This window comes from Anaerolineales bacterium, from assembly GCA_030583885.1.
Classification (GTDB): Bacteria; Chloroflexota; Anaerolineae; order Anaerolineales; family Villigracilaceae; genus Villigracilis.
The window spans coordinates 286008-299390 of sequence record CP129480.1 but is presented as its reverse complement, the minus strand read 5'-3'; the positions used below and the strand labels follow the sequence as shown (position 1 = coordinate 299390).

Below are 13383 nucleotides of genomic sequence, written 5' to 3'. Positions count from 1 at the left end.
CGCACACCGGATAATTAGATCATCGTCGGTTCTTCGTACTTCCCAAACACCTTCGTCATCACCCCAATGATCTCGCCCAATGTGCAATACGCGTGGACACATTCCATGATATGGGGCATGGTGTTCTCTGTGCCTTCGCAGGCGATACGCAGTCTATCCAATGCCTGTCCCACATGCCCGCTGTCACGCGTTTTGCGGACTTCGTTCAAGCGCGCCACCTGACGGCTGTATCCGTTCGGGTCCATCTTCAGGATTGGGATGCTCAACGGCTGATCCTCTGCATAGGCATTCACCCCCACGATCTTGCGGATGCCCGTATCGATCTCGCGCTGATACCGATATGCCGCATCGGAAATTTCGCTTTGCATGAATCCCTTTTCAATGGCGGGGATGACGCCGCCCAGATCCTCGATGCGGCGGAAGTAGGCGTACGCATCCTTCTCCATCCGGTCTGTTTGCGCTTCGACGAAGAAGCTCCCCCCAAGTGGATCCACCGTGTTCGCCACGCCTGATTCCTCGGCGATGATCTGCTGCGTGCGCAGGGCGATGGTCACGGAATGTTCAGAGGGAAGCGCAAGCGCTTCATCCAATGAGTTGGTATGCAGGGATTGTGTGCCGCCGATGACGGCGGCAAGAGCCTGAATGGCGACGCGTACCACATTATTCTCCGGCTGCTGCGCCGTGAGCGAGACTCCCGCCGTCTGTGTGTGGAAGCGCATCAGCCACGAGCGCGGATTCTTTGCTTTAAACGTCTCGCGCATCTCGCGCGCCCAGATGCGGCGGGCGGCGCGGTATTTGGCGATCTCTTCGAAGAAGTCGTTGTGCGCGTTAAAGAAGAAAGACAGGCGCGGCGCGAACTCATCCACATCCATGCCGCGCTCGATCCCCCAGCGGACGTATTCCATCCCATCCACCAGCGTGAACGCCAGTTCCTGCGCGGCAGTCGAACCGGCTTCGCGGATGTGATAGCCTGAAATGGAGATCGTATTCCATTGCGGGACCTTTTGCGCGCCGAACTCCATCGTGTCCACGACCAGTCTCATGGATGGTTCGGGCGGGAAGATGAATTCCTTCTGCGCGATGAACTCTTTTAGAATGTCATTTTGCGTTGTGCCGCGCAGTTGATCGGAGCGCACACCCTGCTTTTCAGCGGCGGCGAGATACATGGCCCAGATGATCGCGGCGGGCGAGTTGATGGTCATGCTGGAGGAGACTTTGTCGAGCGGGATCCCATCCAGCAGGATTTCCATATCCTTCAGCGACGAGATCGCCACGCCGCACTTGCCGAACTCGCCGAGCGCTTCGGGCTGGTCGGTGTCATAGCCCATCAAGGTAGCCAGGTCGAAGGCAATGCTCAGGCCGGTCTGACCCTGCTCGAGCAGGTATTTGAAGCGCGCGTTCGTTTCCTCCGCGGTGCCGAAGCCGGCAAACATGCGCATTGTCCACAGTTTGGAACGATGCAGCGTCGGGTGGACTCCCCTTGTATAGGGGTATTCGCCTGGAAGTCCAAGCGAGGCGGCGTAGTCCATATCCGCCACATCGAGCGGGGTGTAGATGCGGTTGACCGGTTCGGAGGAGGTCGTGATAAATTCGTCTGCGCGCTCCGGCAGTTGGCCCAACGCTTTTTCAAGGGAGGCCTGCCCCCATTTTTTCAGCGAATCTTTTAACCCGTCGAGTTTCTTTTTATCGTACATGACAACTCCTTTGGCGAAGATGTTTGCATTATACCTGTCTCCCAAAATGATATTGGAATTTATCCTATTGGGGTAGGGAGGGTCTGGTATACTCACGAACAAAGGTGCGATATGCCCCGCTTTGAAATTGATGTAGACCCCTGTGATCATATCACCGCAGACGCCATCGGCAAACCAGGCCAGCGCGTCTTTTATTTGCAAGCCTATCAGGACCAGCGTACGATTACGATCATCATCGAGAAGGCACAGTTGCAATCGCTTGCCATCGGCATCGAACAGTTCCTCGCGCAGATCAGCCAGCAAAACCCGCACCTTGAAGAAGCCTCCGGCGATTATGTGGAACATGTCATGCGCATCAACCCGCCGGTGGACCCGCTCTTCCGCGCCGGTGAAATCGGGCTGGGGTATGACAAGGACCGCGACCGCGTCGTCATCTTTACCAAGGAATTGCTCACCGAGGAGTTCGAACCCGAGTCTGCGGCGCAGGTCCGCTTTTGGACGACGCGCACACAGTTGCGGCAATTAGCCCGCTGGGGACAGGATGTTGCCTCGCGTGGACGACCGATCTGCCCGCAGTGCGGCCAGCCGATGGAACCCGAGGGACATTTCTGTCCCAAAAAGAACGGGCACTTGCATTGACGTTCAAACGTTTGAACGCCCAAACGTTTCCCCATGAATTCAAAAATACAAACCGCCCTCGCATACGGCGCGTATGAACTCAAAGGCCAGTTCATGCTCGGCTCGAACTACACCTTCCTTGTGGATGTGCATCATGAAGGGCAGACCTGTCAGGCGGTGTATAAACCCAGCAAGGGCGAACAGCCGCTCTGGGATTTTCCGGAAAGCACGCTTGCCCTGCGCGAAGTCGCCGCCTATCAACTGAGCGAGGCGCTCGGCTTTCCCTTTGTCCCGTTCACCATCCATCGCGATGACGGCCCCTACGGTCCCGGCTCATTGCAACAGTACATTAATTATGACGTTGAATACCACTACTTCACCTTCACGCCCGGGGATAAACAAAAACTCCGTCCCGTGGTTTTATTCGACCTGCTTGCCAACAACGCCGACCGCAAGGGCAGTCACATTTTTTTCGAAGATGAAACACAAAAGCTCTTTGCCATCGATCACGGGATCTGTTTTCACGAAGAGGATAAACTCCGCACCGTGATCTGGGATTTCGCCGGCCAGCCGATCCCGGACGAATTGCTCGCGCCTCTTTCCCAAACCGACAACTGGCCGGACCTCTTCGAGCAGTATCTCAGCCCGAGGGAGATCTCCGCGTTGTTGATCCGCGCAGAGAGGATCTGCGCAACAAGAGAGTTCCCGCGGCCATTACAGGGACGCAGGGCCTACCCATACCCCCCGGTCTGATGAGATTGCTTCGGGCCTGGGTCTCGATACGGACTTCGTCCTACTCGACCACCCGCCCTCGTAATGACATAAAGGAGATTTCATGCACTATACACTTGCACTCATTGGATTCGGCAATGTCGCCCGCGCGCTTGCGAGACTTTTAGTCCGCAAGCAGGGCCTGCTCAAATCCAAACATGGCGTCACCTTTTCATTCACGGGCATTTCCACCGGCAGTCATGGATTTGCGGTGGATTCAGATGGGCTTGATATTGAAAAAGCATTGGAACTTGTCGAAAGCGGAAAGTCCATTTCCCCTCTTTCCATTTTCCGGGTGGACGACTCACTTGCGGTAATTCAGAACGCCTCCGCCGATGTGGTGTTCGAGAACTCCCCCGTCAACACACAGACGGGACAGCCCGCGCTCGACCATATCCGCACGGCATTGAATTTGGGGATGCATGCGATCACGGCAAACAAGGGTCCCGTGGTGCATGGTTATCGCGAGTTGACCGAATTGGCGAAGAGCAGGGGAAAAATGTTTCGGTTTGAATCCACGGTTTTGGGCGGCGCACCCGTTTTCTCGGTCATGCGGGAGGCGTTTCCCCTGGCAGAGTTGACATCCTTCAAGGGTATCCTCAATGCCACCACCAATGTCATCCTTTCCAGAATGGAGGGCGGGGAATCCTACGATGAGGCGTTGAAATACGCGCAGTCCATCGGACTGGCGGAGACCGACCCGACCAACGATGTGGACGGCTGGGATGCGGCGATCAAGGTGGCTGCGCTGGTGACCGTGCTGTGGGATGTGCCGATGACGCCGCAGCAGGTCAACCCGACGGGCATTCGCGGAATCACATCCGAGATGATCGCCAAAGCCAAAGCGGAAGGCAAACGGTACAAGCTGGCCTGTTCTGCCGAAAAAGTTGGGGACAAGGTGGAGGCGAGCGTCTCCCCGCAACTGGTGGATGTGATATCGCCGTTGTATGGGATGATGAACTCCAGCACCGGCGTGACCTTCCGCACCGATGTGATCCTGGATTACTCGATCACACTCTCCGAGAAACCCGGCATGCAGGGCGGACCCGTTGAAACCGCCTATGGTCTGTTTGCGGATTTCGTGAATGTGGTGAAATAAAATGTAGGGGCGCAGCGTCGCTGCGCCCCTACATTTTTAAAATACCAGCAAAATCACCAAAGCCAAAATGGCAGGCAGGGCCTGGATGTAAAATATCCGCCTGCTGACGGTGTATGCGCCAAAGATTCCTGCAATGGTGACACAACTCAGAAAAAAGATCTTCACTGCGTCGCCTGTGCATAATCCCCAGATGAGTCCAGCCGCAAGGAAGCCGTTGTATAGTCCCTGATTCATGGCGAGGGTCTTTGATTGTTTTGCAAACTCCTCCGTCATGCGGAAGGTCTTCATGCCGTGAGGCTTGTCCCACAGGAACATTTCAAGGTAGAGAAAGCCGAAATGTAAAAGGGCGGCGATAACGATAAGAATGTCGGATACGAGTTTCATTGGCTCTCCTTTGGTTAAATGGCGAGTATAGCAGGAAGTTAACCACCAAGGCGCGAAGACACAAAGTCACTAAAAATCATTGTGTCTTCGCGCTTTAGAGTCTTTGTGGTTCGTTAAAACAGAACAAAAATTCTGTTATACTGACGACCATGTCATTCTGCCTGCACCGTGCGCAGGCACGCGTGAGCCGCGCTCTTGCTTTTTGCGGCGAAGAATCTCTACAATTATGGTAGAGACCCTTCGCTACGCTCAGGGTGACACCAACAGGTGAACCTTATGGCAAAAACAAAAACTCACACCCGATTTGTCTGTCAGCAATGCGGACGAGTCGCCGCCTCCTATATGGGCAAATGCCCGCAGTGCGGCGCATTCGACAGCATGCTGGAGGAAGTCATCCACGACGAACCCGTTTCCAAAAAGGGAGTCGGAAATGTCCGAGGACTGAGCGGTCGCTCGGAACCGCGTCCCATCTCCGAGGTCGGCGGTGACGCGGAGGATCGCGTCCACCTGCCGATCGGTGAATTTGCGCGCGTGCTCGGCGGCGGCATCGTGCCGGGCTCCATCGTGCTCGTGGGCGGGGACCCGGGCATCGGCAAATCCACATTGATGCTGCAAATGGCGATGGAGATGGCGAAGGTACAGCGCGTGCTGTATGTGTCGGGCGAGGAGTCGGAGCGGCAGATCAAGATGCGCGCGGTGCGTTTGTTCAATGGGACGCAGGAACTGCCTAAGGAATTGCTGCTGGTGACCGAGACGAATCTCGAAGTGATCTTCAGCCACGTCCGCGAATCAAAACCCGACCTGTTGATCGTTGACTCCATCCAGACCACGTACCTCACTGAATTGGATTCGTCGGCGGGGTCGGTGTCGCAGGTGCGCGAGTGTTCGTCGCAGTTGCGGGAGTTGGCGAAGTCATCCGGGATTTCCGTGTTTATGATCGGGCATGTGACCAAGGATGGCGCCATTGCGGGTCCGCGGGTGCTGGAGCATATCGTGGATACCGTGCTGTATCTGGAAGGCGACCGTTTCCAGGCGTATCGTCTTTTGCGTTCGGTGAAGAACCGCTTCGGCGCGACTTCGGAAGTGGGCGTGTTCGAAATGCGTGAAGGCGGCATGATCGAAGTGACCAATCCCTCCGAGGCGTTTTTGGCGGAGCGTTTGGTCAATGCGGCAGGCTCCACTATTGCAGTGACCATGGAAGGCACGCGCCCGATCCTGGTTGAAATTCAGGGATTAACTTCGCCGACTCAATTCGGCAATGCGCGCCGCACGCCAAATGGCGTGGATTTTAACCGTTTGTTGTTAATTACGGCGGTGTTAACCCGCCGTGTGGGACTGAAACTCGCCGAGCAGGATGTTTTTGTGAATGTGGTGGGCGGCATTCAAATTGACGAACCCGCCGCCGACTTAGCCGTCGCCGCCGCCATCGCTTCTTCATGGAAGGATGTGCCTGTCCGCGCGGAGGCGGTCTTGATCGGTGAGATCGGTCTGGCTGGTGAATTGCGCATGCCCGGGCAGATGGTGGCTCGCTTGAAAGAAGCTCAGAAGCTCGGTTTCAAAACCGCCATTATCCCAAAGGCGATCCGCAACCCCCATTCTGGGGGCATGGGCTCGGAATATCCGAAAGGAATCGAGATCGTCGAAGTCCGCTCGCTGGATCAGGCGTTGAGTGCGGCGTTGAAGAAAGAGAAGTAAAGAGGTGTGGAATGGTATCTGCTGAATTGCAGAATCTCGACCTTGAATTGTTCATGCGGGAAGCGCTTGCTGAAGCGGATGCTGCGGGCGGAGCAGGAGAGTTGCCCATCGGCTCGGTCGTCGTTCTGGATGGAAAAATCATCGCACGTGGGCGCGCACGACATCGTGAATTCAAAAGTCAAATTCGACATGCGGAATTAAATGCCCTGCTTGCAGCAGGGGAAGACTTATGGCGGGATTACAAACGGGCGGTCCTTTTCACATCGGTTGAACCGTGTCCCATGTGCCTGGGGGCGGTGGTGATGGCGGATATTCCCCATATCATTTTTGCCAAGCATGACAAGGTGGTGTTCTCCAAACTAAGCATAGAAAGCAATCCTTACATTAATCGACACATCAAATCGTATCATGGCGGGGTGTTGGAGGCAGAATCGTCTCAAATCATTGCCAAATACCGCCCCGATGTTTTGCAATACATCGAAAAGGGCGGCCTTTAGAGCAGGAGAGGTAACCATGTGCCGAAGTATCAAACCCCTTAGAAATATGGATCACCCCGTCACCGAGCAGGAGATCTACGAGGCGGCCTTGCAATATGTGCGCAAGGTCAGCGGGTATCGCAAGCCATCCAAAGTGAATGAAGGAGCATTTCAAAAAGCGGTGGAGGAAGTGGCGGAAGCAACCAGGAAAGTATTGGAAAAGCTGAAGTCAAAACCGTTTACAAACCAATAACAACTTACACTGCAACCAACCTTCACTTTCCCTCGTATACCTCCTTAGCAATCACCTGAGGAGGTTTTTCTTATGTATCGAAAACTTATGTTCTTTGTCGCGATTCTCGCGCTGACCACACTCGCCTGCGGATTCCAAGTCAACGTGCCGCGCCAGATGGAAGCCGGCCCCGATGTGACCGAAACCATCAAGATCCCGTATTCCGCCGGCGGCGAAGACAGCCTGAAACTGTCCTTTGGCGCGGGTGAATTGAAATTATCCCCCGGCGCGGGCGGGCTTGTGGATGGCACGGCCACCTACAATTACGAACAGTTCAAGCCGGAAGTGAAGACCGACGGCGGGAATGTCCACATCACGATGGGTGAGACGCGCATCAATTTCCTTCCATCATTCGATAGCCTCAAGAACGAATGGGATCTCAAACTCGGCGGCCAGCCTATGGATTTGAGCATTGAATCCGGCGCATATGAAGGGGACTATGAATTCGGCGGTCTGGCGCTCACCCGCCTCACGGTCGCAGACGGCGCGGCGGATGTGGAACTCTCCTTTTCGGAACCGAACCCGGCGGAAATGACGGTCTTCAGTTATTCAACCGGTGCCTCCGACATCGAAATGAAGAATCTCGCCAACGCCAATTTCAGTCTCTTTGACTTTTCCTCCGGCGCGGGCAATTACACCCTCGATTTCTCCGGCGAACTGCAGCGCGACGCCTCGGTCAAACTGACCACCGGGTTCAGCAATCTGATCGTCATCGTGCCGGATGGGATCGATGCCGTGGTGACCGTGAAGAGCGGTGCGTCGAATGTCAACGCAGGCTCAGGCTGGAGTCAGAGCGGAAACGTCTACAAGCAGAAGGGCGAAGGCCCCACACTCACCTTCGTCATCGAAATGGGCGCGGGCAACCTGACCCTCACCCGATAACAAGCCGCAATTTACGCCCAACACGGAGTACGCAACGCGTACTCCGTGTTTTTTCCTCACAGAGTGCGCCACATCCTTTGGAAGGTATATAAAAGGGTTGTCTAATTCAGAGTAAAAGGTCATAATTCATCCGTGACCTCTATCACTTGCCTTGAAACAGATTGCACAATAAAATCGTGATTGTCGGTAATTTTTACCTAAATTAAGTGAGGTTCGCATGCAGATCACACGCCAGGCAGACTATGCTGTTCGCGCCGTGCTTCATCTCGCCCGCAATAGCGACCAGCGCACAGCAACCAGCACGATTGCAGAGGAACAGCGTATTCCGCCTTCCTTCCTTGCCAAGATCGTTTCGCAATTGTCCATCGCGGGCCTCCTGCACACGTCACGCGGCGCACGAGGGGGCGTCACGCTGGCCCGCACCGCAAAGGAGATCACCCTGCTCGAAGTCATCGAAGCCATCGACGGCCCCATCCAGCTCAATGAATGCGTCGGTGAAAACAGCACATGTTCCTTCGGGGACGACTGCCCCCTGCGCCCCGTCTGGTGTGATGCGCAGGATGAGCTTGTTGGCAGGCTGAAAGGCACGAACTTCGCCGATATGATCGCCAAGGGACAGGTCGCCGTATAAAAGCCTTAAACGAACAAAGCCTCCCGGCTATAATTGCCGGGAGGCTTTTTTATAATACCCACAGTCGCAAATTACGCCTTCCCCTTTCAAAAAGCGCAATTTGTGACTGCGTTGGGTAGATTTCACGAATAAGGATGAAAACCATGGATATTCGACGTGCGCTGTCTGGCGCGCTGGTCCTTTTGATGACCGTTCTGGCATGTGCCCTGCCGGGACAACCTTCCGCTTCGCCGCTCCTGCCGACGCCTGATACCCGGCTGGAGATCATGGTGGCTGAAACAGTCTCTGCCGCCCTCGAACTGACCCGCCAGGCAGTCCCCTCAGCAACGCTTTCTCCAACTTCCACGCCCGAATCAATGATCGCCCAGGTGGATTCCTCCGGCAGCGCACTCACAACCGGCGAAGACGGTTCCGCCCTGTTCCGCGATGAACGCGGAAAATATCAGATCACCACCCCGGGCGGCTGGCTGGCCGTGCGCATCAACCAGCAGGAATTCCTGGATGCCGCGCTCCTTCCGCAAGTCGCCCACCCCGCCTTTCAGCGTTCGCTTGACAGTGTGCAGGGACAGGATCCAAACCTCTTCCGCCTTTTTCTATTCGACCTGAACGAGGAACATATTGACGGCGGGTTTGTAACCAATGTCAACTTCCTGTGGAACGAGCAGGAGGAGATATCCCTTGAGAATGAAACCAGCCTGATGGAACTCGCGGATGCACTCCCCGATTCCCTGCCTGGTTCGGAAGTGTTAACCGTTGAACTACTTCCGCTTGAAAACGGAACGAAAGCCGGCATCATCACTTCCCGCCTTGAAGCCATCACATTGGACGATGTGGCAGTGGTGTTGTTCCAAAAGCAGGTATTAATTGACCTGCCCATCGGGACGCTTTCCATTACCTTCTCAACAACTGAGACCTGGCGCGGCGTGAGCGAGCCGTTGTTTGATGCGATGATCGAATCATTTAAACACGTAGACTAGGAGATTCAATGCCGACACCTCGCGTCATCCGCGCGCCTCGTGGAACGGAACTGACCTGTAAGAACTGGCTGAGCGAAGCCGCCTACCGCATGATACAAAACAACCTTGATCCCGAGGTGGCCGAGAAACCCGAAGATCTCGTTGTCTACGGCGGCCGCGGGAAAGCCGCCCGAAGTTGGGAAGCCTTCGATGCGATTCTCGAAAGCCTGAGAAATCTCGAGGAGGACGAGACCCTGCTCGTGCAATCGGGCAAGCCTGTCGTGGTCTTCAAATCCCACAAGGATGCGCCCAAGGTGTTGATCGCCAACTCCAACCTCGTGCCGCACTGGGCAACGTGGGAAAAATTCGATGAGCTTGATAAAAAAGGTCTCATCATGTACGGGCAGATGACGGCCGGTTCGTGGATCTACATCGGCACGCAGGGCATTCTGCAGGGAACCTATGAAACATTCGGTGCGCTTGCCAAACTCAAAGGCTGGGGCTCGCTCAAAGGGAAGTTCATCCTTACGGCGGGACTGGGCGGCATGGGCGGCGCGCAGCCGCTGTCCATCACCATGAACGAAGGCGTGGGATTGATTGTCGAAGTGGACCCCGAACGCGCGGAACGCCGCCGCGCCATCGGCTACGTGGATATGATCGTGGATAATCTCGAAGAAGCCATGACGCTGGTCGAAGAGAATGTCAAGAACGGAACACCGAAGTCCATCGGGTTGATCGGCAATGCCGCGGATGTCTACGACGAACTCTCCAGGCGTGGGGTAATCCCCGATGTGGTCACAGACCAGACCTCTGCGCATGAGGCATTGTTTTATATCCCCTCGGGGTTGAGTATCACCGCTGCGAACCAGCTGCGCGAATCCGACCCTGAAAAATATAAAAAGATGGCAATGGATTCGATGTCCACGCATGTGCGGGCGATGCTTGCGTTCCAGCGTGCGGGCGCGGAAGTGTTCGACTACGGCAACAACATCCGCCAGCAGGCGTACAACAACGGCGTGACGGATGCGTTCGAGTTCCCCGGCTTCGTGCCTGCCTACATTCGTCCGCTGTTCTGTGAAGGCAAGGGGCCGTTCCGCTGGGTGGCGCTTTCGGGTGACCCCGCAGATATTTACACCACTGATCAAGCCATTATGGAACTCTTCCCCGAAGATGCGCATTTACACCGCTGGCTGAAAATGGCGCGTGAGAAAGTGCCGTTCCAGGGCTTGCCATCACGCATCTGCTGGCTTGGTTATGGTGAACGCGCCAAAGCGGGATTGAGGTTCAACGAACTCGTTTCAACTGGTAAAGTGAAAGCCCCCATCGTCATCGGGCGCGATCATTTGGATTCAGGTTCGGTCGCTTCGCCGAATCGCGAAACCGAAGCGATGAAGGACGGTTCGGATGCCATCTCCGATTGGGCGATCCTCAACGCGCTGATCAACGCCGTCGGCGGTGCGACGTGGGTGTCCTTCCATCATGGGGGCGGCGTGGGTATGGGCTATTCCCAACACGCCGGTCAGGTCATTGTTGCGGATGGCACGCCCGAAGCCGTTGTCAGATTGGAGCGAGTCCTTACAACAGATCCAGGCATGGGCGTGGTCCGACACGCGGATGCGGGCTATGAGACCGCCATCGAGGCGGCAAAACGCCATGGGTTGAACATGCCCATGTTGGGGAAATCATCCTGAACATGATTTGCCGCATTTGGATTTTGACTCTCTTTGCGTTTCTCCTGCAAAGCTGCGGATCATTCGTTTCGGTTCCGCCGCCGATACTTGACTCCTCACTCCCCACTCCGACTCTCACGCCGAGCCCCACGCTCGTGCCTGCGACGGAGACACCGCTCCCCACAGGGACACCCGAGCCGCTGCCAGCCATCGAACGTGTGCTGATCGTCAGTTTTGACGGCTTGCGCCCCGATGCAATCGAAGCGGCGAATATGGAAAACGTGATGGCGCTGATGCAAAGCGGTGCGTACACTTGGAGCGCCCGCACCATTGCGCCAAGCCTGACGTTACCCGCGCATTCTTCCATGCTGGTAGGGACGTGCCCCGCCAAACATATCGTGCGTTGGAATGAATACGTGCCCCAAAACGGTTTCGCACTCGGTACCGATATTTTTGACCTTGCCCATGCCGCCGGCTTGCGGACGGTGATGGTGGTCGCCAAGGAAAAACTGCGCCAGGTGACCGAGCCTTCCAGCACGGATTTTTTCGAATTCATTGACACGACGGATAAGATATTGGATTCAACAACAGTCTTAAGACTTGCGCTGGATCAAATCAATCGGGGTTTCGTCTTAATGTTCGTTCATTTTGGCGAGGGGGATCTCGCTGGTCACAACAGCGGCTGGATGTCCCGCGCGCAGCTTGGAGTGTATGGTCGTGAAGACAGGGGACTTGGCTCGATGATCCAAACCCTGAAAGACAGGGGTATGTACGATGGTACGCTCATCATCGTCACCTCCGACCACGGCGGGCATGACTCGACTCACGGAACCGACCTGCCCGAAGATATGACCATCCCGTGGATTGTCAGCGGTCCGCGCATTGTCCCCGGCGAATTGCAAACCCGGGTTTATACGATGGACACCGCCGCCACCGCCGCCTTCGCGCTTGGCCTGCCCATGCCGCCCGAATGGGACGGCCTTCCCGTCTATGAAGCCTTTGGCATGCCTGTGGATGAATCTCGAAAAGGTGGCTGTGGGTACTAAACAGATCAGGTCATCTCGGTTGCATTGAACAACACTGCATCAGACAGCTATCGCCGCGGTGCAGTGCCGGGGTATTGCCGTCATTCTGGGGGATACCCTACGGTGGTAGGGTGACATGGCAGGCGTTTTGAATTAATATTTACACCGCTGCGGTGTCATATCGGACAATACTTGCGCCACCTGAAGGGAGGTGGGAGATATGGCGCAAGGGCTGCCAAATTCGAGGGAGATCCCCTTGAGTACCGCATTAAAAGATACTGTTTTTATTTTTGGAGAAGCATATGAATGACCGCCTACGTCGCACCTACGGATTTATCATTGGACTTGCCTTTGGTACTGTATATTCCGTCATTTCGCAATTTATCAATGTATGGATGCTGCCTGGCATTCCTCTCTTCGACCTGCCTGTTGGACGCGTTGAGACGGCGATGCTGACCTCGTTGTCCATGGGCATCATGGGATTGATGGCGACCTGGGATGAAGAATCATTCTGGGGCGTGTTTGGAAGCGGGTTGTTCGCTGTGATTGGAGGTTCCCTGCTGGCTTACATTAATTCAGGCGGCGGGCAGGTTGCAACTTCGTTTTTCCTGTCTCTATTCACATTTTTGCCTCGCCTAGTCATCTACCTGCCCCTCATCTTTTTTTTCCGCTGGCTGGTGGCGGGTCTGGATGAAACCGGGAACGCCCCTTCCAGCGGATTGATGCGTTTATTGAAGGTGACGTTTTCCATCCTGATCGTTGCCGTGATCGGCGGCAGGTTTTCATTGTTGGCTCCCGAGGCGCGGGAGGCGTTACGAGACATGAACGCACTGGTGTTGGAAGGCCTATCCTCTGTTGCAAATGGCGGGGGAGTGCCGGACCCGCTCATCCCTGTGGAGGGATTCACAACCCATGCGAAAGGCGCATACACGCTCGAATGGAGCAGTGACGTGGACAGCCTGCCCGTTACAAGACCGATGGTTGCATATGGTGTCACAGAATCGCTGATCATTGCCCGCTTTGAAACCGAGTACCAGTTTGGCTGCGCGTTTACGCCGCCCGGCCATGTACCGAAATGCATTAATATCACCCGCATGAGAAGATAGGGCAGCGGGGTAGTACCTTTGTTCAATTGAGCATTTCGTATCTTTGCGATAGGATTGGGGTACTTACCCTCAAATACAACCTGC

14 protein-coding genes are annotated in these 13383 nt (G+C 55.4%); 12 read left to right on the top strand and 2 right to left on the bottom strand.

The window, feature by feature from the left end; translation table 11 throughout:
* Nucleotides 1-14: 14 nt before the first annotated feature.
* Nucleotides 15-1694, bottom strand: a complete 1680-nt coding sequence (locus tag QY332_01540; GenBank protein WKZ36608.1) for a methylmalonyl-CoA mutase family protein — start codon at nt 1692-1694, stop codon at nt 15-17.
* A 111-nt stretch (nt 1695-1805) separates the two neighbouring features.
* Here QY332_01540 and QY332_01535 point away from each other — a divergent pair, with 111 nt between their 5' ends.
* The 3 genes from QY332_01535 to QY332_01525 all read left to right on the top strand — a co-directional run bounded on the left by QY332_01535 (nt 1806) and on the right by QY332_01525 (nt 4182).
* On the top strand, nt 1806-2333 hold the full coding sequence (locus QY332_01535) for a DUF3090 domain-containing protein (GenBank protein ID WKZ36607.1): 528 nt from the start codon (nt 1806-1808) through the stop codon (nt 2331-2333).
* Between the two features lie 33 nt (nt 2334-2366).
* Nucleotides 2367-3065: an SCO1664 family protein gene (locus QY332_01530; GenBank protein ID WKZ36606.1), complete on the top strand. Its 699-nt coding sequence runs from the start codon at nt 2367-2369 to the stop codon at nt 3063-3065.
* Nucleotides 3066-3147: 82 nt separating this feature from the next.
* Nucleotides 3148-4182, top strand: a complete 1035-nt coding sequence (locus QY332_01525) for a homoserine dehydrogenase (GenBank protein ID WKZ36605.1) — start codon at nt 3148-3150, stop codon at nt 4180-4182.
* A gap of 36 nt (nt 4183-4218) precedes the next feature.
* Here QY332_01525 and QY332_01520 read toward each other — a convergent pair whose 3' ends face one another.
* Nucleotides 4219-4566, bottom strand: coding sequence for a DUF1304 domain-containing protein (locus QY332_01520; protein WKZ36604.1), 348 nt, complete (start codon nt 4564-4566; stop codon nt 4219-4221).
* Between the two features lie 276 nt (nt 4567-4842).
* Between QY332_01520 and radA the strand changes: the two genes are divergently transcribed.
* The 9 genes from radA to QY332_01475 all read left to right on the top strand — a co-directional run bounded on the left by radA (nt 4843) and on the right by QY332_01475 (nt 13299).
* Nucleotides 4843-6261 carry a DNA repair protein RadA gene (gene radA, locus QY332_01515; protein ID WKZ36603.1) on the top strand — a complete coding sequence of 473 codons (1419 nt, stop codon included), beginning with the start codon at nt 4843-4845 and terminating at the stop codon, nt 6259-6261.
* An 11-nt stretch (nt 6262-6272) separates the two neighbouring features.
* Nucleotides 6273-6758 (top strand): nucleoside deaminase, encoded by a 486-nt coding sequence (locus QY332_01510; protein ID WKZ36602.1) that lies wholly within the window; start codon nt 6273-6275, stop codon nt 6756-6758.
* 16 nt (nt 6759-6774) lie between these two features.
* The gene (locus QY332_01505) at nt 6775-6990 is read left to right on the top strand and encodes a DUF2277 domain-containing protein (protein ID WKZ36601.1); all 216 of its coding nucleotides are present in this window, start codon (nt 6775-6777) and stop codon (nt 6988-6990) included.
* Nucleotides 6991-7062: 72 nt separating this feature from the next.
* The gene (locus tag QY332_01500; protein WKZ36600.1) at nt 7063-7911 is read left to right on the top strand and encodes a toast rack family protein; all 849 of its coding nucleotides are present in this window, start codon (nt 7063-7065) and stop codon (nt 7909-7911) included.
* 217 nt (nt 7912-8128) lie between these two features.
* Nucleotides 8129-8542 carry an Rrf2 family transcriptional regulator gene (locus QY332_01495; GenBank protein WKZ36599.1) on the top strand — a complete coding sequence of 138 codons (414 nt, stop codon included), beginning with the start codon at nt 8129-8131 and terminating at the stop codon, nt 8540-8542.
* Nucleotides 8543-8685: 143 nt separating this feature from the next.
* Nucleotides 8686-9519: a hypothetical protein gene (locus QY332_01490; protein ID WKZ36598.1), complete on the top strand. Its 834-nt coding sequence runs from the start codon at nt 8686-8688 to the stop codon at nt 9517-9519.
* Between the two features lie 8 nt (nt 9520-9527).
* Entirely contained in the window at nt 9528-11189 is a 1662-nt protein-coding gene (gene hutU, locus QY332_01485; GenBank protein WKZ36597.1) for a urocanate hydratase, read from the top strand.
* A gap of 2 nt (nt 11190-11191) precedes the next feature.
* Nucleotides 11192-12214 carry an alkaline phosphatase family protein gene (locus QY332_01480; GenBank protein ID WKZ36596.1) on the top strand — a complete coding sequence of 341 codons (1023 nt, stop codon included), beginning with the start codon at nt 11192-11194 and terminating at the stop codon, nt 12212-12214.
* 281 nt (nt 12215-12495) lie between these two features.
* Nucleotides 12496-13299, top strand: coding sequence for a hypothetical protein (locus QY332_01475; GenBank protein WKZ36595.1), 804 nt, complete (start codon nt 12496-12498; stop codon nt 13297-13299).
* Nucleotides 13300-13383 lie beyond the last annotated feature (84 nt).

What these genes read in the sequence shown, in the direction of transcription:
- QY332_01505 (WKZ36601.1), top strand. Translation starts at nt 6,775, where the DNA reads ATGTGCCGAAGTATCAAACCCCTTAGAAATATGGATCACCCCGTCACC.
- QY332_01495 (WKZ36599.1), top strand. Translation starts at nt 8,129, where the DNA reads ATGCAGATCACACGCCAGGCAGACTATGCTGTTCGCGCCGTGCTTCAT.
- QY332_01530 (WKZ36606.1), top strand. Translation starts at nt 2,367, where the DNA reads ATGAATTCAAAAATACAAACCGCCCTCGCATACGGCGCGTATGAACTC.
- QY332_01490 (WKZ36598.1), top strand. Translation starts at nt 8,686, where the DNA reads ATGGATATTCGACGTGCGCTGTCTGGCGCGCTGGTCCTTTTGATGACC.
- QY332_01520 (WKZ36604.1), bottom strand. Translation starts at nt 4,566, where the DNA reads ATGAAACTCGTATCCGACATTCTTATCGTTATCGCCGCCCTTTTACAT.
- QY332_01480 (WKZ36596.1), top strand. Translation starts at nt 11,192, where the DNA reads ATGATTTGCCGCATTTGGATTTTGACTCTCTTTGCGTTTCTCCTGCAA.
- radA (WKZ36603.1), top strand. Translation starts at nt 4,843, where the DNA reads ATGGCAAAAACAAAAACTCACACCCGATTTGTCTGTCAGCAATGCGGA.
- QY332_01535 (WKZ36607.1), top strand. Translation starts at nt 1,806, where the DNA reads ATGCCCCGCTTTGAAATTGATGTAGACCCCTGTGATCATATCACCGCA.
- hutU (WKZ36597.1), top strand. Translation starts at nt 9,528, where the DNA reads ATGCCGACACCTCGCGTCATCCGCGCGCCTCGTGGAACGGAACTGACC.
- QY332_01525 (WKZ36605.1), top strand. Translation starts at nt 3,148, where the DNA reads ATGCACTATACACTTGCACTCATTGGATTCGGCAATGTCGCCCGCGCG.
- QY332_01500 (WKZ36600.1), top strand. Translation starts at nt 7,063, where the DNA reads ATGTATCGAAAACTTATGTTCTTTGTCGCGATTCTCGCGCTGACCACA.
- QY332_01475 (WKZ36595.1), top strand. Translation starts at nt 12,496, where the DNA reads ATGAATGACCGCCTACGTCGCACCTACGGATTTATCATTGGACTTGCC.
- QY332_01510 (WKZ36602.1), top strand. Translation starts at nt 6,273, where the DNA reads ATGGTATCTGCTGAATTGCAGAATCTCGACCTTGAATTGTTCATGCGG.
- QY332_01540 (WKZ36608.1), bottom strand. Translation starts at nt 1,694, where the DNA reads ATGTACGATAAAAAGAAACTCGACGGGTTAAAAGATTCGCTGAAAAAA.